Origin of the sequence: Bacillus sp. GBSW19 (assembly GCF_002998655.1) — a bacterium.
In the GTDB taxonomy this organism is placed as follows: domain Bacteria; phylum Bacillota; class Bacilli; order Bacillales; family Bacillaceae; genus Bacillus.
Genome location: NZ_PVRF01000002.1, coordinates 335422 through 356959 on the forward strand (window position 1 = coordinate 335422; position 21538 = coordinate 356959).

A 21538-nucleotide genomic window follows, 5' to 3' on the forward strand; every position below is an offset into this window, starting at 1 on the left:
GTAGATGATTTAGGTATACTGCGCGTCAATCTGTTTATCTTTCACAACAACATCCAGCTTTCCCGTTGCTGGATGAATGACTAGTCCATGAACAGCCACATCACTTGGCATCAATGGATGCTCTTTGACCAATTTCACACTTCGGGACACGCTCTCTTCAACCGAATCAAAGCCTGTCAGCCACCCCTTTAAATCAACTCCTGAGTTTTTCACAATGCTCAAACATTTCTCTTCAATGCCGCGTGCTTTCGCCTTTTCAAGTAAAGGATCTGCCGCAAGACCTGCCATTCCGCATTCATGATGTCCTACAATGCATACCTCTTCTGCCTTTAGCTCATAGATGGCTAGTAGAATACTCCTCATCACACTGCCGAACGGATGAGTTACAATGGCGCCCGCATTTTTAATGATCTTGGCATCACCGTTGCGCAGCCCCATGGATTGCGGCAATAATTCCAAAAGACGTGTATCCATACAAGTTAATATGACCAGTTTCTTTTCGGGAAATTTCCCCGCTTTGTAAGGCTCATAATGTCTCTCTTGTACGAACTCTGAATTGTGCTGAAGAATCTGTTCTAATTTTGATCCCATCTTGCCATCTCCCATCTTTTTATAAGTCACGTAAGTCCCTGCCTGTCCCCCTTTTCTTTCGTGTGTTCTCAAGCATAGAGAAGAAAAATGATAGAAAAAAAAGAAAAAAATGAGAAAACGATGAGAAAAAAAGTCATCATTTTCTCTATTTTCCGCTTCAACGTAAGGGAGACGCGGTCTTCCTTTCAATCTATCGTTCTCAGATCGCCAAAAGACGATGAAATGGTTTAGTAGAAAACGACCTTCCCGTTTAATACGTTTCAAATATAATCATTTTTCTATCAAAAAATCTCGATCTATTTTCCAGTTTGTCAGATAATCTCTCAGAAAATCAGGCTTTTTCATATGTCACATCTCCCATTAGCTGACTCTTATCGATGTAAAAAATGGATCAGATGGCATATGAATATACTTTTTCACTAAGAAAATGTCTCTCTTTTCCGTTATTTTAGTATATTAAATATTGAGCAGATAACCTTCAAACGTGTTCAGCCGAAATGGTTGCTTTATAATAAAAGGAGTAAGATGATCATGTGAAAGGAGCGAGTTGACAGTGAAACCACACATTTTTGTCGCCAAACCATTACCTGCTTCATTTGAGGAAATACTAAAGGAACATTGTACATACGAGGTGTGGCAATCCAAAGACCCCATTCCAAAAGATACTTTATTTCAAAAACTGCAGCATGCTGATGGTCTTTTAACGTCTGGAACGAAAATCGATCAAGAGCTATTAGATCACGCACCAAAACTCAAAGTAGTGAGCAATAACTCTGTTGGCTATGACAATTTCGATATAGAATTGATGAGGCAAAGAGGCGTAATTGGTACACACACGCCTCATACACTCGATCATACTGTTGCTGACCTTGCATTTTCACTCATTCTTTCCTCTGCGCGAAGAATTGCCGAGCTTGATCGTTTTATCCGCGAGGGGAAATGGACGAAATTTGTACAGGAAGAAGATATCTTTGGCATCGATGTCCATCATCAAACGCTTGGCATTATTGGCATGGGACGAATCGGAGAGCAAGTAGCCAAACGAGCCGCACATGGTTTTGATATGAACGTCCTGTATCATAACCGCAGCCGGAATGAAAAGGCTGAATCAGCATATGGCGCTTTATATTGCACACTTGATGACCTGCTAAAGCAAGCCGATATCATTGTGTTGATTACACCGCTGACCAATGAAACGTATCATATGATTGGAGAACGGGAATTGAAGTTAATGAAGCAAACGGCTTTATTTGTAAACATCTCACGCGGGAAAACAGTGGATGAAAAAAGCCTCATTCAAGCGCTTCAGGAGGGATGGATCAAAGGCGCAGGTCTTGATGTGTTTGAGCAGGAACCGCTTCAGGAGAATCATCCTTTCAAAGAAATGAACAATGTCACCCTTGCTCCTCACATCGGTTCTGCTACTGAAACAACACGGGATCTTATGCTGAAACGAGCCATTCATAATGTGATTCATGGAATTGATGGCAAAGCCCCTGTTGATATTGTGAAGGAGCTTGCTTCATCTTAATCGGAAAAGACGCAGGATTCGGAGCTGCGTCTTTTTATTTATTTCATCAGAAGGTTATCAGGAAAAAAGCCTCATTTTAGCAAAGAACCTGTTTCTTTACATTTCCTTCATGTTCGGGTGCTATAATATGAGGTAGACAAGCATCAAGAGGACAGCATCCGATTTCCTTAATAGGAGGATGAAGATGAAAAAAATCAGTTCGGTTTTTACTATGTTTGCTCTGATCGCTGCTATTCTGTTTTCTGGTTTTATTCCGCAGCAAGCCTATGCCGAAACACCTCTTACACAGACCGCCACAAATGAAACAGCTACTATTCAACTTACATCAGATGTTCATACCCTTGCCGTCATTAATACGTTTGATGGTGTAGCAGATTATTTAATTCGCTACAAACGACTGCCTGATAACTACATCACAAAATCACAAGCAAGTGCTCTTGGATGGGTGGCATCAAAGGGAAATCTAGCAGAGGTTGCCCCAGGTAAAAGCATCGGTGGAGATGTTTTCTCTAACCGGGAGGGACGTCTTCCTTCAGCAAGCGGCCGAACATGGCGTGAGGCAGATATCAACTACGTCTCTGGCTTCCGAAATGCTGACCGCCTCGTGTATTCAAGTGACTGGCTCATTTACAAAACAACAGACCATTATGCAACTTTCACACGTATTCGATAATCAATCAAAAAAACAGCCCCATTTGACCTAGGGCTGTTTTTTTGATGCTGCTTACGGCAAAAGAGTTTTCACGTATTCCTCAAAAGGCAGTGGCAGCGGTTTTTTCGACACTTCTTCATGTTCATGTGTGGTGACATGATCCTCGGTGACGACTACACGTCCTGTTGGTGTGAGCTTTGACGCAAGCGGTCTTTTGTTAAAAGGAGAAGCTTCATTTTCATAAATCTCATGTCTCATTTGGACCAAAGTAGGCTCGCTCACCTCTTCCAATGTGAAAGCATAGCCTGTTTCAGCGCCTTCCCCCTTATCTAATTGGAGCAGATGCGTTCCTTTTTCGGTTTCCTCTTCTTTGACTCGAAACCGAATAGACGCTCCTTCCACCCATTCTTCTGTAAAAGGTACAGGCTGAAGAGGTAAATTCACACCAAATCCCGCATCAATAAGGAAGCGTTCGTTGTGATGGTTCAACGTCATGGCTACGTGCGTGCCATCAATTGCCCATGTGCACGCTTCTTTGTTATACACGGTCCCTTGAACGAGCTGTACAGCAAGCCCTGCCTCTTTTAACACATAATATAAGAGAGGATTGAGATCGTAGCAAAGACCTCCTCTTTCTCCTTCAAGAAGATGCTGCTTCAACCCCTCTTGATTCAAGGCATAGGATTGTTTGTTCAGCACAGATCTATTTTCAAATGGAAAGGTGTAGGCCATCTTTTTTAATAATACAGGCAGGTCATCAAAGGTGATGGACTGGCCTTCGTATCCGATCTTCTGTAAAAATGCTGATTGCATCATATTCATTCCCTTCTAAAAAAACTGAGTCTGTGAAGAGACTCAGTTTTCTTGATTGATAAAATCCGTTAACGCATCAATGGCTTCTTGTTCATCCGCACCATCTGCTATCAGTGTGACAGTGACCCCAGAGCTGATCGCAAGGCTCATGAGACCCATAATGCTCTTCGCATTGACTTTTTTTCCGTCCTTCTCTAGAAAAATTTCAGCCCCAAAGCGATTGGCTTCTTGTACGAACAAAGCAGCGGGACGTGCCTGCAAGCCTGTTTTTAACTGGATGGTGACCGTTTTTTCCACCATATGATCTGCCTCCCTTTTTCATTCTCCTATTTGAGTGTAACAGCTTGTCCGTTTCGTAATTGTTCTGCAATTTGATCTAGCTTTCTTAAGCGGTGGTTAATGCCTGATTTGCTGATCTTGCCGCTTTCCACCATTTCTCCCAGTTCCTTTAGCGTGACCTCTTGATAGTCGACTCGCAGTTTTGCAATTTCACGCAGCTTATCCGGCAGGGCATCAAGTCCAATTTTTTCATCAATGAATTGAATGTTCTCGACCTGGCGCAGTGATGCACCAATCGTTTTATTTAAGTTTGCTGTTTCACAATTGACGAGCCGGTTCACGGAATTTCGCATATCACGGACGATCCGAACGTCTTCGAAGCGAAGAAGTGAATTATGCGCACCTACAACGCTTAAGAATTCGGTAATTTTTTCGGCTTCTTTCATATACGTGATGTATCCTTTTTTACGCTCAAGTGTTTTACTGTTGAGTTGAAATTGATTCATCAGCTCACAAAGGGCATCATTGTGTTCTTTATATAGTGAAAAAATCTCAAGGTGATAGGAAGACGTTTCTGGATTATTCACAGAACCGCCTGCTAAAAAAGCACCTCTCATATAGGAGCGCTTGCAGCATCTTTTCTTTACAAGCTCTTCTGAAATATTGCGCTCAAATACAAATTGCTCACCTAATATTTTCAAATCCTCTAAAATGGTTTTCGCTCGTTCTACCAGTCTGACAATATACACATTATTCTTTTTTAATCTCATTTTCTTACGAACGAGCAGCTCGACTGTGACATCATATTTCTTTTTCAGCAGCGTATAAATCCGTCTTGCGATGGCTGCGTTCTCTGTCTGTATATCTAGAATTAATTTTCGATTAGAGAAAGATAATGAACCGTTCATACGGATGAGGGCAGAAAGCTCTGCTTTTGTGCAGCAGTCCTTCACGTCCAGATTAGTCAGCTCTTTTTTTGTTTCGGATGCAAATGACATCCTTGCCACCCCCATTCCTATTTTTTCTTATGCAGCAGGTCGACAAGCAGCGAGGCTACTTTCAGCGTGTCGTGACGAATCACATGCTGGTCATATGTAATGATTTCCCCAGGGATGACTTCCAGTCCCATTGCCTTGAGTACATCTGTGTCGAACTGTACAGGCTGTGCCTGTTCTTCTGCATATTTTGCTTTGATCTCTTCTGGAATTTCTTTATTGTTCACAAAAATGGTATCGATAAATGGACGAACCATATGATCATTTAATGCCTGCACATGATCAGCTGCACTGTAGGAAAGCGTTTCCCCTGGTTGCGTCATGACATTGCAAATATACACTTTTTTCGCCTTCGAGCGAATCACTTCTTCGCCAATATGCGGTACAAGCAAGTTTGGCAGGATACTCGTATACAAGCTGCCTGGCCCAATCACGATCAAATCAGCTTCACGAATGACTTGAATCGATTCTGGGAGCGGTTCAATCGTATCGGGTGTGAGGAACACTCGTTTAATTCGCTCACCGTAGGTTGGGATTTTTGATTCTCCTGTCACCACTTGCCCGTTTTCTAATTCAGCATGAAGTACAACACTTGAATTCGCTGCTGGCAAGACTTTTCCTCTCACATTTAAGACCTTGCTCATTTCTGTGACGGCATGAAAAAAATCACCGGTTATATTTGTCATGGCCGCAAGAATGAGGTTGCCAAGAGAGTGGCCTGTTAAGTCATTCCCTTTGTTAAAACGGTGCTGAAATAAGTCTTCTACAAGCGGTTCAACATCAGAGAGAGCTGCAAGGACATTTCGAATATCGCCTGGAGGCGGAATATTCAAATCATGCCGCAGTCTGCCTGAGCTGCCTCCGTCATCAGCAACCGTTACAATAGCGGTAATGTCCACTGGCTTTGTTTTTAGCCCTCTGAGCAAAACAGATAAGCCAGTGCCCCCACCAAGAATGACCACCTTTGGAAGTGTCGTCATCTATTTTCTGCTTCTCTTTTCAATGTCCCGGTGAGTGACATGAGTGTAGTAGTCATTTTTAAAATACTCCGATAAGTAGTTAGCTAGCGTCACTGATCGGTGCTGTCCGCCTGTACAGCCAATAGCGATCACAAGCTGACTTTTTCCTTCTCGTTTATAGGACGGAAGCATAAAGCTGAGAAGGTCAATTAATTTCTCTGTGAATTTTTGTGTCTCGCTCCATTTCATTACATAGGAGCGCACTTCTTCATCGTTTCCAGTCTGTGGACGCATGCTCTCAATATAGTAAGGATTCGGCAGAAATCTCACATCAAATACAAGATCAGCATCAATCGGCAGACCGTATTTAAAACCGAAGGACATCACATTCACTGTAAACACCTGCCCTTGGTTCGTGGCAAAGTGCGCGACAATTTTTTCTCGAAGCTGTTTTGGTTTTAAATCCGATGTATCAAAAATCATTTGAGCCCGGCCTTTTAACTCTTCTAACAGGTCGCGTTCCATTGCGATTCCTTCGAGGGGCAAACCTGTTGTCGCAAGGGGATGCGAACGTCTCGTTTCTTTGTATCTTGAGACAAGCACCTTATCGTTTGAATCTAGAAATAATATTCTTGGTGTGATCCAGCCAAGATCACTCATTTCATCTAAAGCTGCAATTAAGCTGTCAAAGAATTCTCGTCCGCGTAAATCCATCACAAGGGCGACCTTGCTCATCTTAGAATTCGATTCCTTCATGAGCTCTAGGAACTTCGGTAAAAGTGATGGCGGCAAGTTATCTACACAGAAGTAACCTAAGTCTTCAAAGCTTTGAATGGCAACGGTTTTCCCCGCACCTGACATTCCTGTAATAATCACAAGCTGAATATCTTCTTGTTTGTTCGTATTCATGCCTGCTTCCTCTCCTTCTTTATGAAAACGGTTCATGTATTAGTCTCCTTGAGGATCTAACCGATAAGCAATCAATTCAAAATCAGGTGTATACGTAAAAGTACCGTGCAGAAGTCCTTTTCCCTTTAGCATGAAATCAAGAATATGGGAATCTCCTGGAGCCATCGGTAAATGAGGCACATCTTTTACTTCATGCCACTTTAAAATGCCTTCCTCTGACTCTGTCACGTTTTTTCCAGTAAATGAATCTGCCATAAAGGTGAACATCATCCACTCTTGAACGATTTGATCGCCTTCTTTTATGATAAAGGTAAAAACACCTTTTAACTGAGGATTTAAAATATAAATTCCTGTTTCTTCTCTATACTCTCGAACGACTGAATCCTTGACCGATTCTCCGCTTTCCATTTTGCCGCCCGGCGCTACCCACCAGCCCCGTCTTGGCTTTTGCAGCAAGAGAACTTGATCTTCGTGATGCAGCACACAATTGGTTACTCGTTGCATCAGCTGTCACCTACTCTTTTATGTCTTTAACTTATTATACAGGTTCATCCTGACTCCCACAATGAACATGCCCTTTCTTCACCGAAAACAGACCGGATTTCGTCTGAAAGAGGTGGCGGGCAATTTCTCTACTCTTTATTTTACAGCATCTAATGGTTCTCCATGCGTCATTTGTGAACATCTCATGAATTTCTGATTTTAAGCAAAAAAAAGGACACGGATTCTCATCCGTGCCAAACATGTATTCCTTATAAAAGGGGGTCAATTACTAGTTTTATCATAACGGATAATTATTTCACCCGTGTTACATTCCAGTTAAAAGCCCATGACGCTATATTAAGGATTTACGACAGCCATTTATTTCGCTGCTTTCAGCTTTTCAGCAAGCTCTTCTACATAATGCTGTGCGCTTTGTGCGGCAATACTTCCGTCACCTGTTGCTGTCACAATTTGACGTAGTGTTTTTTCACGAATGTCACCAGCGGCGAAAATGCCTTCCACTCTTGTTTCCATTCTTTCGTTTGTCTCGATATATCCTTCTTCATTTGTAATGCCGAGATTTTCAAATGGTTTAGATAGTGGGAGCATCCCGATATAGATAAAGACGCCGTCTGTTTTAAAGTCTTCTTCTTCACCAGTCACCGTATCAATCAAGGTCACACTGCCGACTTTACCGTTTTCTTCATTAATTTGTTTAACGGTTTTGTTCCACATGAAGTCGATTTTTTCATTATCAAAAGCACGCGCTTGTAAAATGCTTTGTGCACGAAGTTTATCGCGTCTATGAACGATCGTTACTTTTGACGCAAAGCGTGTGAGGTATACACCCTCTTCTACCGCAGAGTCTCCGCCGCCAATGACCACGAGCTCTTTGTTTTTAAAGAAAGCACCGTCACATACTGCACAGTAAGAGACGCCCCGGCCGCCAAGTTCTTTTTCACCTGGTGCACCGATTTTTTTGTATTCAGCACCTGCCGCAATAATGACAGAGCGTCCTTTGTATTCTTTTGAACCGGCTTTGACGATTTTGTACTCTTCACCGTCTACGATTTCTTTGATATCGCCATATGCATACTCAGCACCGAATTTCTTCGCATGCTCAAACATTTTATTTGAAAGTTCTGGCCCTAAAATGCTTTCAAAGCCAGGATAGTTCTCGACATCTTCCGTATTTGCCATTTGACCGCCTGGAATCCCTCTTTCAATCATCAATGTTGAAAGATTTCCCCGTGATGTATAAACAGCGGCTGTCATTCCGGCAGGTCCCGCTCCAATGATGATCGTATCGTAGATTTTTTCTTCTGACACAACTGTCACTCCCTCTTCAATTGCTGCTAGCATTTCTTATTAGAATGCCCTTGGGTGATGCTTCCATTCATGACAGAGAGCATCAATTCCACTCTTACTTTTATTCCTTACCCATATCCTATTAAATCTGCGGATAATAAGCGAATCATTTGCTCATATCTTCAAAAAAAGAAAAAGCTTCCTTAAACTGCTGTTTAAGGAAGCCTGTTTACGGTTATATAGTAAGTAACGATTTATTCAACGACTCTTCTCACAACGCCATTGAATGCTTTTTTCCAGTAAACATTGCTCATAGAGTCAACTGAAACACCGCGAGAGCTGTTATCGTTCAAGAATGTACCGTTTCCTAAGTAAATACCAACGTGTCCATTTACTTTATACGTATCAAAGAACACAAGGTCTCCGCGTTTCATGTCAGATGCACTTACAGCTCTTCCTTTACCTACAAGCGTATCTGTTGTTGTACCGCCAACTGGTCCAAGGTTGATGCCTGCTGATGCGAATGCCCAGCGAACGAATGAAGAACAGTCAAAACGACGTGCATCAATATCGGCTTGTGATCTGCCGCCGCCCCATTTATACGGAGATTGTCCAACGATGGTAGAACCTGTGCTGATTGCCCCTTCGATTCCGCCTACGTTACTGCTGACAGGTGATCCACCGCCAGAAGATGGCTTCTTGCTTGGTGAACTGCTGTTGTTATTATTATTTGAAGATCCACTGTTACTGTTATTTGAAGACGGGCTGCTGTCGTTAGTTGAGCTGTTGTCTTCCGCTTGCACACTCGCTTGACGCTGCTGTTGTCTTTGTGCTTTTTCTTCTTTTGCTTTTTGAGCTGCTTCTCTCGCTTCTTTTTCAGCTTGTTTTTGAGCAGCGATTGTTGCGTCTTTTTCAGATGCAATGCTGTTAGCCTCACTGTTTAACTCGCTGATTTCAGAAGATGCACTTCCCTTTTGCTTTTTCACTTGCTTGAATAGCTTGTCTTTTTCATCAAGCTGTTTATTCAAGTCTGTTTGAAGCGTTTCAAGCTTTGCAAGTGTCTTTTGAACATCTTCAAGCTTTGTGTTTAATTCGTTTTCAGACTTTTGAAGCTCAGCTTTGTCTTTTTCTTGCTCTTTAATGATTTCGCTGTCTGCGTTGATGAGTGTAGATACTGCACCTGCACGGCTGATGAAATCGCTAAAGCTTTTCGCTCCTAGTAATACATCTATGTATTTCGTAGAACCGCCGCTTTCTTGAAGCGCACGTACACGCTTTTTCAAGAACTTGTTTCTATCTTCAATACGTTTTTCAGTATCAGCAATTTCTTGTTTCAGTGCTTTGATTTCTTTTTTTGTTTTTTCATTTTCTTTTTGTTTTTCTTCGATTTGATCACTTGTTTTTAAAGCTTTCTCGTCAATTTCTTTTAGCTTTAGTGCAAGTGCCTCTTGTTTTGCTTCAAGTTTTGAAAGCTCATCTTTTTTCTTTTGAAGGTTTTTGTTGACCTCAGATTGCTTGCTGTCCAGCTCTTGTTTCTTTTGTTCAAAGTTCTGTGCGTTTGCTTCATGAGTAAATGGGATAAATAAACTGCTCGCTCCGATGACCGAAGCTAAACCGAAAGTAATAAACTTTTTCACGAATAGTTCCTCCTTTGACAATTTCCAAGCGACATGAGAAAGCAGCAAATTCTCTGCGGCCAATCTGTGCTATCTATGTCTTTCTTCCTGATTGATCAGTCAGATGTTGACCAGATTGTTTCTATCACTAGGTGTTTCATTATGTATAGTAAAATATCTAAATATATGTCTTTGTTTTAATCCACGATTTTCATTATACATGAGACATCGACAAAATGAGCTAATATTTTTATTACATTTATGTTTCAAAAACATGTCGTGATTGTCATACTTCGCCAAATCCTTGCAAATCCCACCTTTTTATCCAAGAAAAAAGCATGACCTTTTCGGCCATGCTGCAATCTGCTGAATCTATTTACCTATTTAATCAATTAACGCACAAATGACTTGTTCATATTTAGACAGTGTTTGAACGCTGATTTGAAAAGAGGCTGCAATCTCTTTTTTGCTCACAGCTGATCCTTCTTGCTCCTGCATCCATAAATAATAAGATGCTGCTGCCCATGCAGGCGCATTTTTCTTATCTACGCCAGAAGCACGTGCCTGCTGAATAATATGGAATAACCAAAAATAAGGCATATGGCTGTCAGGCTGAACTGCTTCTTCCAAGCTGAATGCCGCCTGTTTTGCGAAAACCGCATCTTCTGAAAACGACCGTTCTTCCATTTCATCTTCGTATAAGAGCAGTTCGATGAATTGCTGTTCGAAGGCTGTTTTCGCTGCGTGTGCATCAAGGACAGATTGAAGAACGTCACGTTCCCCTTTTTGTTTGCTCACATAGTACGCAGTCAGCCGCTCCTCAATGGAGACCATTGGCTCAGTCTCCTCGGGTTTATCCTGCCACGGCTTGATTTCATCTGCATCGATATCTTCTTCGACCATCTTATTCCAAACCGTTTGTGCAAGCGTTTTGTGGCCTGTATAATAAGCTGCGCTTGCGAGCCAGTATAAAAATGTACTATCTCCCTGAAAGCCTGTTTTGTACAAAGAATAAAGCCATTTAAAGGCCCATTCAAATTCTCCAACTAGGGCAAATGTTGCGCCAAGCTTATAACGCTGTTCACTTAATATTGGATACACGTGCGTTAATTGCTTCGCTAACGTATTGACCTTTTCTTCTTCTTTTTCATAATGATAGAAGACAAGCTGGTTGCAAAGGGCATGCAGATTACCCGGATTTTCATGAAGAACCCGGTTCAACATCTCTTTCGCCTGATGGATTTGACCAGAATAAAAATAGGCCAAAGCGAGATTATTATACGCTGACCAAAATTCTGGATACTCAACAATCATCTGTTCCAGCATTTCAATGGCTTCATCAAGCCTGCCGCTTTCTAGCAAGTGATTCGCTTGATCCTGCTTGACAATCAGGTCATCCTGATCGTAAGGAAAATCTTCGTCCTCTTCGTCGCTCATATCGAGCAGGTCGAGGAGATCGTCATTTTCATCTGCAAATTCCCCGTTCTCTTCCAATGAAGCATAGGCAGTAGCTGACTTATATGCCTCTTGAAAGAGTCCTAGATTCGCATAATTATTGGCTTTAAAATAGTGACACTCAGACATGTTTTCATCGATATGTTCAAGTATGAAATCAAGCAGTTCATTTGATTGTTGGTAATGACCCATTTCAGTATAAATAATGGCAAGCTGTGATAGCATTTCTACATTTTCAGGCTCAAGTACGATAGCCCGCTGTATCAGCTTACTCGCTTTAGATAGATTTCTTTCTCTATAAGCTTTTAGACCTTTATGAAAAAAGTAATGCCCATCTTGGAATAGCTGGACGACTTGTGTGTGATTATTTTGAGAAGTGTATTTACTCACCGATACCCTCCATTTCGAACAGTGTACCGTGTGTAGTATAACATACTTCACGAGTCGTCACATAGAACAAAAGAAAAGGAAGGATTTGTTTTTCACTCAAAAACAAAAAGCCAGAGGTGCCCCCGGCTTTTCACTCACCTTGATGACGCTTTTTTAATACTTTTAATACCTCATCAAGCGGCAATTGCTGTTCACGTAATAACACAAGCAGATGATACAGGAGATCGGCTGTTTCCCATTTCAATTCTTCTTGATCCCGGTTTTTCGCTGCAATGATGACCTCTGATGCTTCTTCCCCTACCTTTTTTAGGATTTTATCGACCCCTTTTTCAAATAGATAGGTTGTATAAGCGCCTTCTGGCATTTCTGTCTGACGTTTTGCAATCACCTGTTCAAGTTCATTTAAAATCGCAAAACGATCCTGCTCTTCCGTTTGAAGCTTCACGCCTTCTTCCGAAAAGCAGCTATAGCTGCCAGTATGGCAGGCTGGTCCACTTGGTGTGACAAGAACAAGCAGAGCATCTTTGTCACAGTCATATCGAATGGATGTGACTCGCTGAGTATGTCCAGATGTGGCGCCTTTGTGCCAAAGCTCGTTTCTCGACCGGCTGTAAAACCATGTTTCCCCTGTCTCCAGTGTTTTTTCATAGGATTCTTGATTCATATACGCCAATGTCAATACTTCCTTACTTTGAGCATCCTGTACAATTGCAGGTATCAGGCCTGCCTCATTAAAGGATAATTCGTTTGCCTGTTTCATCTGACCTTCACCCCGTGTTCTCTCAAGTATGTTTTTACCTCTTGAATTGAAGTCTCTTTATAATGGAAAATGGAGGCTGCTAATGCTGCATCAGCTTCTCCTTTTGTAAATGCCTCCAGCATATGCTGGGCATTGCCAGCGCCTCCCGAGGCAATGACAGGCACGGTGACGGCTTCTGACACAAGCTTTGTTAATCGATGATCAAAGCCTGTTTTCTCACCGTCGGCATCCATACTTGTCAGTAAAATCTCTCCTGCTCCCCTCAGCACGGCTTCTTTTGCCCAATCGCTGACCTCTATATCCGTTTGACGGCGCCCTCCGTGTGTGTAGACCATGTACTCTTTTTTCTCTTCATCGTACTTTGCATCTATTGCGACGACGATGCACTGGGAACCAAAGAAATCGGCGCCTTCTGAAATCAGTTCTGGTCTTAAAACTGCCGCTGTGTTCACAGATACTTTGTCTGCACCCGCTCTTAATATGCGCTTCATGTCATCAAGGTGGTTAATCCCGCCGCCTACCGTAAAAGGGATGGCAAGAGTGGACGCCACTTGCTTGACCACATCCACCATCGTTTTCCGGCCTTCATGAGAGGCAGAAATATCAAGAAAGACGAGTTCATCCGCCCCTTCCTCATCATACATCTGCGCTAATTCTACCGGATCACCAGCATCCTTTAAGCCGAGGAATTGCACCCCTTTGACCACACGCCCTTCCTTCACATCGAGACATGGAATGATTCGTTTTGTCATCATACGCGGTCAAGCCCTTCAATTGCTTCAGCTAAAGTAAACCGCTTCGTGTAAAGGGCCTTTCCAATGATCGCACCAGAAACACCTGACTGTTTTTGTGCTGACAGCTTTTGAAGATCAGCTAGCGCGCTTACACCACCTGAAGCAATGACTTGTTTGCCGGTAGCTTCCGCTAAGCGAACTGTACTTTCCACATTGGGGCCAGACAGCATGCCATCCATTTGAATATCCGTGAAAATAAAGACCTCCGCGCCTTCCTTTGCCAATTCTTTGCCGAGTTCCTCCGCCTTCACTTTCGACGTTTCAAGCCACCCCTCAGTCGATACAAAGCCATTTCGCGCATCGATCCCAATCGCTATTTTCTCCCCATATTGCGCAAGCATTTTTTTCACAAAGGCGGGATTAGAAACAGCGGAGCTGCCAAGGATGACTCTAGCTACACCATTGTTTATATAAAAGGCAACGTCTTCTTCAGTCCGAATGCCGCCGCCAATTTGTACATTCACATCTAAGGATGAAGCAATCGCCAGTACATGCTCATGATTGACGCGATTCCCTGCTTTCGCACCATCTAGGTCAACGAGATGAATCCACTTTGCTCCTTCATTTGCAAACCGCGCAGCCATATCAAGCGGCGAATCTCCATAAATGGTTTCTTGATCATAATCTCCTTGCACAAGCCGTACACATTTGCCATCTCTCATATCAATCGCTGGATACAATGTAAATTCACTCATTTGTTCACCCTCTGTTCGTTTGCTAATTGAATAAATTGTTTGAGCAGCGCCATTCCCGTTGTACTGCTTTTTTCAGGGTGAAACTGTGCGCCAAGCACATTCCCCTTGCCGACAACTGCTGGTACTTGAACGCCATAATCCGCACTTGCTAATTGCTCTTTTGGATTCATATCACTTACATAATAAGAGTGAACAAAGTACGCAAATCCTTCCGGTACACCATCAAACAATGGGGAGGGCTGATGAAATGTGAGCTCATTCCACCCCATATGAGGCACCTTCAGCCTTTGCCCATCCTGGTCGCGATCCTTTAAAAGAACGACACGCCCTTTTAACAGCCCCAAACCTCTCGTACGTCCTGCCTCTTCACTTTCTTCAAATAACAGCTGCATCCCGAGACAAATACCAAATAGCAGCTTTCCTTCCTGCACAACTTGGTGGATAAACTCTTCAAGTCCTGTCTGTTTTAACAGCTGCATCGCATCACGAAACGAGCCGACCCCAGGCAAAATATAAGCATCTGCCTTTTTGAGCTCCTCCACATCAGAGGAGACGATATAACTGGCACCTGCTCGTTCCAGTGCTTTTGATACGCTGAACAAATTTCCCATTCCGTAATCAATGACTCCGATCATTAGAGCATCCCCTTTGTCGAAGGAATCCCTTTCACACGTGGATCAATGGTTGTTGCCTCATCTAGGGCACGTGCCATCGCTTTAAAAATGGCTTCAATCATATGGTGCGTATTGGTTCCGTAGTGAACAATCACATGAAGATTTATACGAGCTTCTAGCGCAAACTTCCAAAGAAACTCATGCACGAGCTCTGTATCAAAGGTACCGACCTTTTGACTTGGAAAGGCCGCTCTCATTTCCAAATGAGGGCGATTGCTTAAGTCGACCACGACCTGGGCAAGCGTTTCATCCATCGGAACAAAGCTGGAGCCATACCGCTTAATTCCCTTTTTATCACCTAACGCTTCCTTAAACATTTGCCCAAGCACGATGCCGATATCTTCTGTTGTGTGGTGATCATCAACATCCGTATCTCCTTTCGCATCGACGGTCAAATTAAAGTGTCCATGCTTCGTAAATAAATCAAGCATGTGTGTCATAAAAGGGACATCTGTTTGAATATCTGCTTTTCCTTCCCCATCAATCTCTAACGCTAACGAAATATTCGTTTCATTTGTTTGTCTCGCTGTTTCCGCCTGTCTCATGACGATTCCTCCCGCTTTCTCGATTCAATCGACCTTGCATGCGCTTCGAGCCCTTCTAATCTGGCAAAAGCTGCAATGCTATCCCTGTGTGTCTCAAAGGCTTCTTGACTATATGAAATAATGCTCGTTTTCTTTTGAAAATCGGTCACACCAAGCGGGCTGGAGAATCTAGCTGTTCCGTTGGTTGGCAGCACGTGATTTGGTCCTGCAAAATAATCTCCCACCGGCTCAGGGCTATAACGCCCTAAAAAAATCGCCCCTGCATGCTTGATTTGACCAAGAAGTGATTCTGGATATGCTGTCAGCACTTCTAAATGCTCTGGCGCTAACTGGTTGACGACGTCTACTGCACGATCCATGGAATCTGTCACGTATATACGGCCATGATTTTGTATGGATTGTGCGGCGATTGATTTTCTTGGCAAGGTGTCCAGCTGCGCTTGCACCTCAGCCTGCACGTTTTCAGCAAGTGTCTTAGACGGTGTCACCAAAACACTAGATGCCAGCGCATCATGTTCTGCCTGCGAAAGTAAATCAGCCGCTACCTCATGTGCCGATGCCGTATCGTCTGCTAGAACCGCAATTTCACTTGGACCGGCAATCATATCAATGTCTACCAGGCCAAATACTTCCCGCTTTGCCAGCGCTACATATATGTTGCCTGGACCTGTGATTTTATCAACAGACTGGATGCTTTCTGTTCCATAGGCAAGTGCCGCAATCGCCTGCGCACCGCCCATTTTATACATCTCAGAAATACCGAGCTCCTTTGCAGCAACGAGTACAGCATCTGAAAGATGCCCATCTTTCCCTGGGGGTGTCACAAGGACAATTCGCTCAACACCAGCGACAAGCGCCGGAATCACATTCATTAAAACAGATGATGGATAAGCAGCTGTTCCGCCGGGGACATACACACCGACTGCATCGAGCGGTGTCACCTTTTGTCCGAGCATCGAGCCATCCTGCTGGTGATAAAACCAAGAGGATGTCAGCTGACGCTCATGGTATGTGCGAATATGACGGATAGCCGTTTGGATTACCTGAATCATGGCTGGGTCCATGCGTTCGGAGGCTTTTGTCATTTCCTCCTCTGTGACAAGCGGATCTTCAAGCAGCACTCCATCAAATTGCTTTGTAAAAGATTGTACCGCTTGATCACCATTTAGCCTCACTTCTTGTATAATCCGCTGAACAGCCAGGCGCTGCTCTTCCGTGCCTGTATCTAAAGTCCGCTTGAGTGAGAGTGTCTCTGTCTCACCTTCTTGTATATAGGTGATGTTCATGATGTTTCCTCCCCTTCAATGATTCTTGCAAGGCGCTGCGCCATTTCATCGATCACCGCATCCTTCATCCGATAGCTCACAGGATTGACAATAAACCGTGACGTAATATCACAAATATGCTCCGTTTCAACAAGTCCATTTTCCTTGAGTGTTTGACCTGTAGAGACAATGTCAACAATACGATCGGCGAGTCCGATGAGCGGTGCTAATTCAATTGAACCATTCAGCTTAATGATCTCCACCTGCTCCCCTTGTTCTCTAAAATAGGAAGATGCGACATTTGGGTACTTTGTTGCCACACGCGGCGCGACACCGCCCCAGCTGGCTCCCGGCAATCCGGCAACCGCTAAATGGCATTTGCTGATGTTTAAATCGAGCACTTCGTACACATCACGAGCTTCTTCGAGCATAACATCCTTCCCTGCAATGCCAACATCTGCTACACCGTGCTCTACATAAGTCGTCACATCCATTGGCTTCGCTAAAATAAAGCGGAGGTTTTCTTCCGGTACATCAATGATTAACTTTCTTGAATCCTCGAATTCCTCTGGCAGCTGATATCCCGCCTGTCTTAACAACCCAGCTGCTTCTTCAAATATCCGGCCCTTTGGCATCGCCATCGTCAACACTTTACCCATTTGACTCTCCCTTTCTAGCGCCGATAAAATAAGTCACCTGCTCAAATGCCTTGGTCATCGCGTCAATATTTTCAATCCCTGCTAAGTCTTGCAGGACGATCTTTTTCCCTTTTGACCGCTCCTTTTCTGCAAAAGCAAAAGCCTCCAGCCGTTGTTCTTTACTAAAAATCACTGCCTCCTGCGGCTCATTGATTTCTTTTGCATCAAGCGCTTCAAGCAGACGGTCTAATCGAAGTCCGAATCCTGTAGCTGGTGCAGGTGCATTAAAATGAGCCAGCAATTGGTCATATCTGCCGCCACTTCCGATGACTGACCCAACATGATCTGCAAATACTTCAAACAAAATGCCCGTGTAGTAGCTCATATGACTCACCATGCTTAAATCTAAACGGATATATTCTGTACAGCCGTAATCTTCAAGTGTTTCCCAAAGCGATTTTAACTGTGTGAGCACCTCTTTTCCCTCTTGTGAAACGACGATTTCCTTTGCCCGCTCTGTGACTTCCTGGCCGCCTCTTAACTCTAAAAGCTGTAACAGCCTCGTTTTATCGATGGAGGAGAGTGGCAATTGCTTCACATGCTGGCGGTATCCTACATAATTCTTTTCATATAAGAATCGGCGGAGGACGTTTGCACGCTCTGTATTTCCCAATACATCTACAAATAACGTCTCTGCTAAAGCGACATGCCCGATCGCGATTTTGAAGGACTTTAGCCCGGCATTTTTTAATGCAAATACGACAAGCGCGATCACTTCAGCATCTGCACTAATCGACCCATCACCAATCAACTCAATTCCGACCTGCTCAAATTCTGATGGCCTTCCGCCTTCTCTTTCCTGCGCCCGGAACACATTGGCCGCATACCCAACGCGAAGCGGATACGCCTGTTCATGAAGCTTTGAAGCCGCCACTCTCGCAATAGGTCCCGTCATATCAGGTCTGAGTACAAGGGTTTGCCCGTTCTGATCTAAAAGCTTAAAGAGCTGTGTATCTGTAATCGCCGATTGAACACCGACTGTATCGTAAAATTCAAGCGTTGGTGTCTCCATCAAACGATAACCCCAGCCATTCATGACCTCTGTTAATGAATGTCTCACTTTTTTCTTCGTCTCATACAACCCTGGTAATGAATCCCGCATACCATATGGTTTCTCAAACATAAACATGCTCTTCTGCACCTCCAACACATTAAAACAAAAAATTCCGAATCCTTTAGTTCGCTAATATGATAATATGCTAACAAAATAAAGTAATTAAATCAATCATTTTTATTTTCTCTCTATTTTCATGAAAAATTTGTGGAATTATTACATTCAAGTGACACCTGTCCCTTTTCTGCATGTTTGATAAAAGAACGTGATATAATACTTAAAAATATTGAATAACACAGGAGATTACAGTGAAGTTCATCCAGACATTAATCTTAACTTTGTTGTGCGCATGCCTTGTTTATTTCGGCTTTATATACGTGACACAAATCGACCAAGTCAAGAAGGCAGCTTCACCACACGAAGCAGCCAAAGAAAAAGAAAACGATACGGCACTCGCAGCTGAAGAAACACGATCAACGAAAAAAACAGACAACACATATTCTTCTTTAAAAGGAAGCAAAAAAGCCATGGATGTCATCCTCTACAATCAAATGGATGCCCCAAAGCTTTATAATGGATGCGAAGTCACAAGCTTAGCGATGCTTCTTCATTACAGCGGCTATGAGCAAGTGACAAAAGACGCATTGGCAAATGAAATCAAACGTGTTCCGCTCAATTATGAAAATGGCTTAAAAGGAGACCCGCATGACGGGTTTGTAGGCGATATGGAGAATGGACCAGGTCTTGGTGTTTACCATGAACCTATTTATCAGCTTGCGAAAAAATATGCGGGCGCTCAAGTCGTCGATTTAAGTGGAAAACCTGTCAAAAAGGCCATCTATCAATCACTTGAAAAAGGGTATCCTGTTTGGGTGATTACCACATCCACCTTCGACAAAATAGATAACATCGAAACATGGAATACACCAAATGGCAAAATAGATGTGAGCTTTAATATGCATAGCGTGGTCATCACGGGCTATGACAAGGAACATGTCTACCTAAATAACCCATACGGTGAAAAGAATCAAAAAGTCGATCGCAATCAGTTTGAGGATTCTTGGGAACAGATGGGCCGGCAGGCGATTATCATTAAAGCGTAGAACACCTTTCTCATTGAAAACATGAAAAAACATCCTCTAGCCGTATAGAGGATGTTTTTTTCATGATGATCTTTCTAGTATTTCCTTCAGGCGGTCTTCAAGCTTTGCAGCTGTCATTACTCCTCCGCCTACAATGAAGTATTCAACCTTTTTTTAGTAAAAATGAGAGATAATTCTTGATCGTTAGACTTCTCACTCATCGTTTTTAGAGGCAGTGAAACGACTTATTCTGCTTCAGATACAACGGTAAAACGTTCTCCAACATGGGCAGCCTGCTCAATTTCATCGACAAGGGCAATGGCGTAGTCGGCATAGCTCACATAGCTGTCACCTTTAGAATTGACAATCAGCTGGTCTTTCCCTTTCACATAAGAACCTGTGCGTTTGCCTTCTGGGTCAAAGAATGCAGCAGGGCTGAGGAAAGTCCATTTTAATCCTTCGGTCTGTTGAAGATCTTTTAGGTTTTCACCTTGCTGTGAAGCAGTCGCCACATACTCCTTTGGAAATTCTGGTGTATCAACAAGTCTTGTTGTTTGAGCCTCATCAACAAATAGACTGCCTGCTCCGCCCACAACGATTAAACGCGTATCGGGTACCTCTTTCAAAATATCAATAAGCTTTTTCCCAGCCTCTACGTGAAGGTGCTCTTGTCCAGCAGGTGCACCAAATGCATTGACGATGACATCAAAGCCTTTGATGTCTTCTGCTTGTAAATGAAACACATCCTTCTCGATAACAGCTACGGATGAATCTGTCACCTTTTGTGCATCTCGAACGATGGCTGTCACTTCATGTCCTCTAGATTGAGCCTCTTTTACAATTTCCTGTCCTGCTTTACCTGTAGCGCCAATAATACCAATCTTCATATGAATTCCTCCTGTAAAATGATTTTATTTAATAAATAAAGGTGTAACAATTATAGTTACAACAGAGGTAAAAAAAATTGAATAATCATCCAATTTTTTTGATTAACAAATGCGTTAGTTCACTTAATTTGATCTCAGCAAGCACTTGCTCCATCGCACTTTGAGCGCGGCACAAGATTAACTCAAGCACAGCCTGAATATTTGCACCGATCGGACAGTCAGGATTTGGGCTTTCATGGATTTGAAACAACTCTCCCTCATCCACGACTTCAACCGCTTTATACACATCAAGCAGCGTGATGTCGTCTTCACTGCGGTTCAACTGAGAACCACCTTTGCCAAGACTCGTTGAGATTAGGCCTGCTTTTTTTAATTTACTCATAATGCGGCGGATGACCACTGGGTTTGTATTCACACTTCCCGCGATATCCTCCGATGTCTGTAATGATCCTTTTTCAAGTGATAGCAAGGCCAGAATATGGACAGCGACAGTGAATCTGCTGCTGATTTTCATGTTTTCTCACCTCTGTTGTAATCATTATAGTTACACCATAACATATTGTCAACAAAAAAGTCTGCCGAGCTACTCAGCAGACGTAGATTGACGTGCTTTCATTTCTTCTTTCGTATAAATCATGCGCATTGGATTTCCTCCAACAAATGAGCCCGCTGGAACATCCTTATGAACAAGTGTACCAGCCGATACGATCGCCCCATCCCCAATGGTTACACCAGGTAAAATGGTTGAATTAGCTCCAATTAAGACTTCGTCACCAATATAGACTTCCCCAAGTCTGTATTCTTTAATCAAATACTCATGGGACAAGATGGTCGTGTTATAGCCAATCACACTATTTCGACCGACCTTGATTTTCTCAGGAAACATGAGATCCACCATGACCATTAAGGCAAACGCCGTATCCTCGCCGACCTTCATACGAAGAAAGGTTCGGTATATCCAATTTTTCATTCCCATAAAAGGCGTGTACCGTGCTATTTGAATGAAAATAAAGTTTTTCACCACTTTGAAAAAGGGAACCGTCCGATAGACTTGTCGTAACGAATTGACCCCTTTTACAGGATAACGATCTGTTTTTCTCAAC

24 protein-coding genes are annotated in these 21538 nt (G+C 43.0%); 3 read left to right on the plus strand and 21 right to left on the minus strand.

The genetic code is table 11. From position 1 onward, the window contains the following. Positions 1-9: 9 nt before the first annotated feature. Complete coding sequence (locus C6344_RS11520; protein ID WP_060597724.1) at positions 10-591, minus strand: beta-class carbonic anhydrase; 582 nt, start codon at positions 589-591, stop codon at positions 10-12. Positions 592-1144: 553 nt separating this feature from the next. Here C6344_RS11520 and C6344_RS11525 point away from each other — a divergent pair. Together C6344_RS11525 and C6344_RS11530 are read left to right on the plus strand one after the other, a co-directional pair. Further along, positions 1145-2122: a 2-hydroxyacid dehydrogenase gene (locus tag C6344_RS11525; RefSeq protein WP_060597351.1), complete on the plus strand. Its 978-nt coding sequence runs from the start codon at positions 1145-1147 to the stop codon at positions 2120-2122. A 184-nt stretch (positions 2123-2306) separates the two neighbouring features. After that, positions 2307-2795, plus strand: coding sequence for a ribonuclease (locus C6344_RS11530; protein WP_034660072.1), 489 nt, complete (start codon positions 2307-2309; stop codon positions 2793-2795). A 51-nt stretch (positions 2796-2846) separates the two neighbouring features. Here C6344_RS11530 and C6344_RS11535 read toward each other — a convergent pair whose 3' ends face one another. The 17 genes from C6344_RS11535 to C6344_RS11615 all read right to left on the minus strand — a co-directional run bounded on the left by C6344_RS11535 (position 2847) and on the right by C6344_RS11615 (position 18541). Beyond that, positions 2847-3590 (minus strand): arylamine N-acetyltransferase family protein, encoded by a 744-nt coding sequence (locus tag C6344_RS11535; protein ID WP_034660073.1) that lies wholly within the window; start codon positions 3588-3590, stop codon positions 2847-2849. A gap of 39 nt (positions 3591-3629) precedes the next feature. Beyond that, entirely contained in the window at positions 3630-3887 is a 258-nt protein-coding gene (locus C6344_RS11540; protein WP_034660075.1) for an HPr family phosphocarrier protein, read from the minus strand. 26 nt (positions 3888-3913) lie between these two features. After that, complete coding sequence (whiA, locus tag C6344_RS11545) at positions 3914-4864, minus strand: DNA-binding protein WhiA (RefSeq protein WP_034660076.1); 951 nt, start codon at positions 4862-4864, stop codon at positions 3914-3916. Between the two features lie 17 nt (positions 4865-4881). Then, positions 4882-5841 carry a gluconeogenesis factor YvcK family protein gene (locus tag C6344_RS11550; protein ID WP_034660077.1) on the minus strand — a complete coding sequence of 320 codons (960 nt, stop codon included), beginning with the start codon at positions 5839-5841 and terminating at the stop codon, positions 4882-4884. Further along, positions 5842-6729: an RNase adapter RapZ gene (rapZ, locus tag C6344_RS11555; RefSeq protein WP_034660713.1), complete on the minus strand. Its 888-nt coding sequence runs from the start codon at positions 6727-6729 to the stop codon at positions 5842-5844. A 39-nt stretch (positions 6730-6768) separates the two neighbouring features. Then, complete coding sequence (locus tag C6344_RS11560; RefSeq protein ID WP_003213484.1) at positions 6769-7233, minus strand: 8-oxo-dGTP diphosphatase; 465 nt, start codon at positions 7231-7233, stop codon at positions 6769-6771. A gap of 357 nt (positions 7234-7590) precedes the next feature. After that, positions 7591-8541, minus strand: a complete 951-nt coding sequence (trxB, locus tag C6344_RS11565) for a thioredoxin-disulfide reductase (protein WP_034660715.1) — start codon at positions 8539-8541, stop codon at positions 7591-7593. A gap of 233 nt (positions 8542-8774) precedes the next feature. After that, on the minus strand, positions 8775-10157 hold the full coding sequence (locus C6344_RS11570) for a C40 family peptidase (RefSeq protein ID WP_060597352.1): 1383 nt from the start codon (positions 10155-10157) through the stop codon (positions 8775-8777). Between the two features lie 363 nt (positions 10158-10520). Then, the gene (locus C6344_RS11575; protein WP_060597353.1) at positions 10521-11981 is read right to left on the minus strand and encodes a tetratricopeptide repeat protein; all 1461 of its coding nucleotides are present in this window, start codon (positions 11979-11981) and stop codon (positions 10521-10523) included. 130 nt (positions 11982-12111) lie between these two features. Next, on the minus strand, positions 12112-12741 hold the full coding sequence (gene hisIE, locus C6344_RS11580; RefSeq protein WP_034660080.1) for a bifunctional phosphoribosyl-AMP cyclohydrolase/phosphoribosyl-ATP diphosphatase HisIE: 630 nt from the start codon (positions 12739-12741) through the stop codon (positions 12112-12114). Further along, a complete protein-coding gene (gene hisF / locus C6344_RS11585) occupies positions 12738-13496 on the minus strand; it encodes an imidazole glycerol phosphate synthase subunit HisF (RefSeq protein WP_060597354.1) in 759 nt (252 codons plus the stop codon). The genes hisIE and hisF overlap by 4 nt, the downstream gene beginning before the upstream one ends. Then, positions 13493-14230, minus strand: a complete 738-nt coding sequence (gene hisA / locus C6344_RS11590) for a 1-(5-phosphoribosyl)-5-[(5-phosphoribosylamino)methylideneamino]imidazole-4-carboxamide isomerase (RefSeq protein ID WP_060597355.1) — start codon at positions 14228-14230, stop codon at positions 13493-13495. Before hisA ends, hisF begins: the two co-directional genes overlap by 4 nt. Further along, positions 14227-14865, minus strand: coding sequence for an imidazole glycerol phosphate synthase subunit HisH (gene hisH, locus C6344_RS11595; protein WP_106072957.1), 639 nt, complete (start codon positions 14863-14865; stop codon positions 14227-14229). The genes hisA and hisH overlap by 4 nt, the downstream gene beginning before the upstream one ends. Continuing rightward, on the minus strand, positions 14865-15449 hold the full coding sequence (hisB, locus tag C6344_RS11600; RefSeq protein WP_034660084.1) for an imidazoleglycerol-phosphate dehydratase HisB: 585 nt from the start codon (positions 15447-15449) through the stop codon (positions 14865-14867). Before hisB ends, hisH begins: the two co-directional genes overlap by 1 nt. Next, the gene (hisD, locus tag C6344_RS11605; protein ID WP_060597356.1) at positions 15446-16735 is read right to left on the minus strand and encodes a histidinol dehydrogenase; all 1290 of its coding nucleotides are present in this window, start codon (positions 16733-16735) and stop codon (positions 15446-15448) included. The genes hisB and hisD overlap by 4 nt, the downstream gene beginning before the upstream one ends. Continuing rightward, on the minus strand, positions 16732-17373 hold the full coding sequence (gene hisG, locus C6344_RS11610) for an ATP phosphoribosyltransferase (RefSeq protein WP_003213329.1): 642 nt from the start codon (positions 17371-17373) through the stop codon (positions 16732-16734). Before hisG ends, hisD begins: the two co-directional genes overlap by 4 nt. Next, entirely contained in the window at positions 17366-18541 is a 1176-nt protein-coding gene (locus C6344_RS11615) for an ATP phosphoribosyltransferase regulatory subunit (RefSeq protein WP_060597357.1), read from the minus strand. The genes hisG and C6344_RS11615 overlap by 8 nt, the downstream gene beginning before the upstream one ends. Positions 18542-18774: 233 nt before the next feature. Between C6344_RS11615 and C6344_RS11620 the strand changes: the two genes are divergently transcribed. Continuing rightward, complete coding sequence (locus C6344_RS11620; RefSeq protein WP_060597358.1) at positions 18775-19569, plus strand: C39 family peptidase; 795 nt, start codon at positions 18775-18777, stop codon at positions 19567-19569. A 224-nt stretch (positions 19570-19793) separates the two neighbouring features. On the opposite strand, the gene C6344_RS11625 is transcribed toward C6344_RS11620, so the two are convergent. The 3 genes from C6344_RS11625 to C6344_RS11635 all read right to left on the minus strand — a co-directional run bounded on the left by C6344_RS11625 (position 19794) and on the right by C6344_RS11635 (position 21537). Continuing rightward, a complete protein-coding gene (locus tag C6344_RS11625) occupies positions 19794-20435 on the minus strand; it encodes an NAD(P)-dependent oxidoreductase (protein WP_066031704.1) in 642 nt (213 codons plus the stop codon). 85 nt (positions 20436-20520) lie between these two features. Beyond that, positions 20521-20949 carry an Rrf2 family transcriptional regulator gene (locus C6344_RS11630; RefSeq protein ID WP_060597360.1) on the minus strand — a complete coding sequence of 143 codons (429 nt, stop codon included), beginning with the start codon at positions 20947-20949 and terminating at the stop codon, positions 20521-20523. A 69-nt stretch (positions 20950-21018) separates the two neighbouring features. Then, entirely contained in the window at positions 21019-21537 is a 519-nt protein-coding gene (locus C6344_RS11635) for an acyltransferase (protein WP_066031703.1), read from the minus strand. Position 21538: the final 1 nt, after the last annotated feature.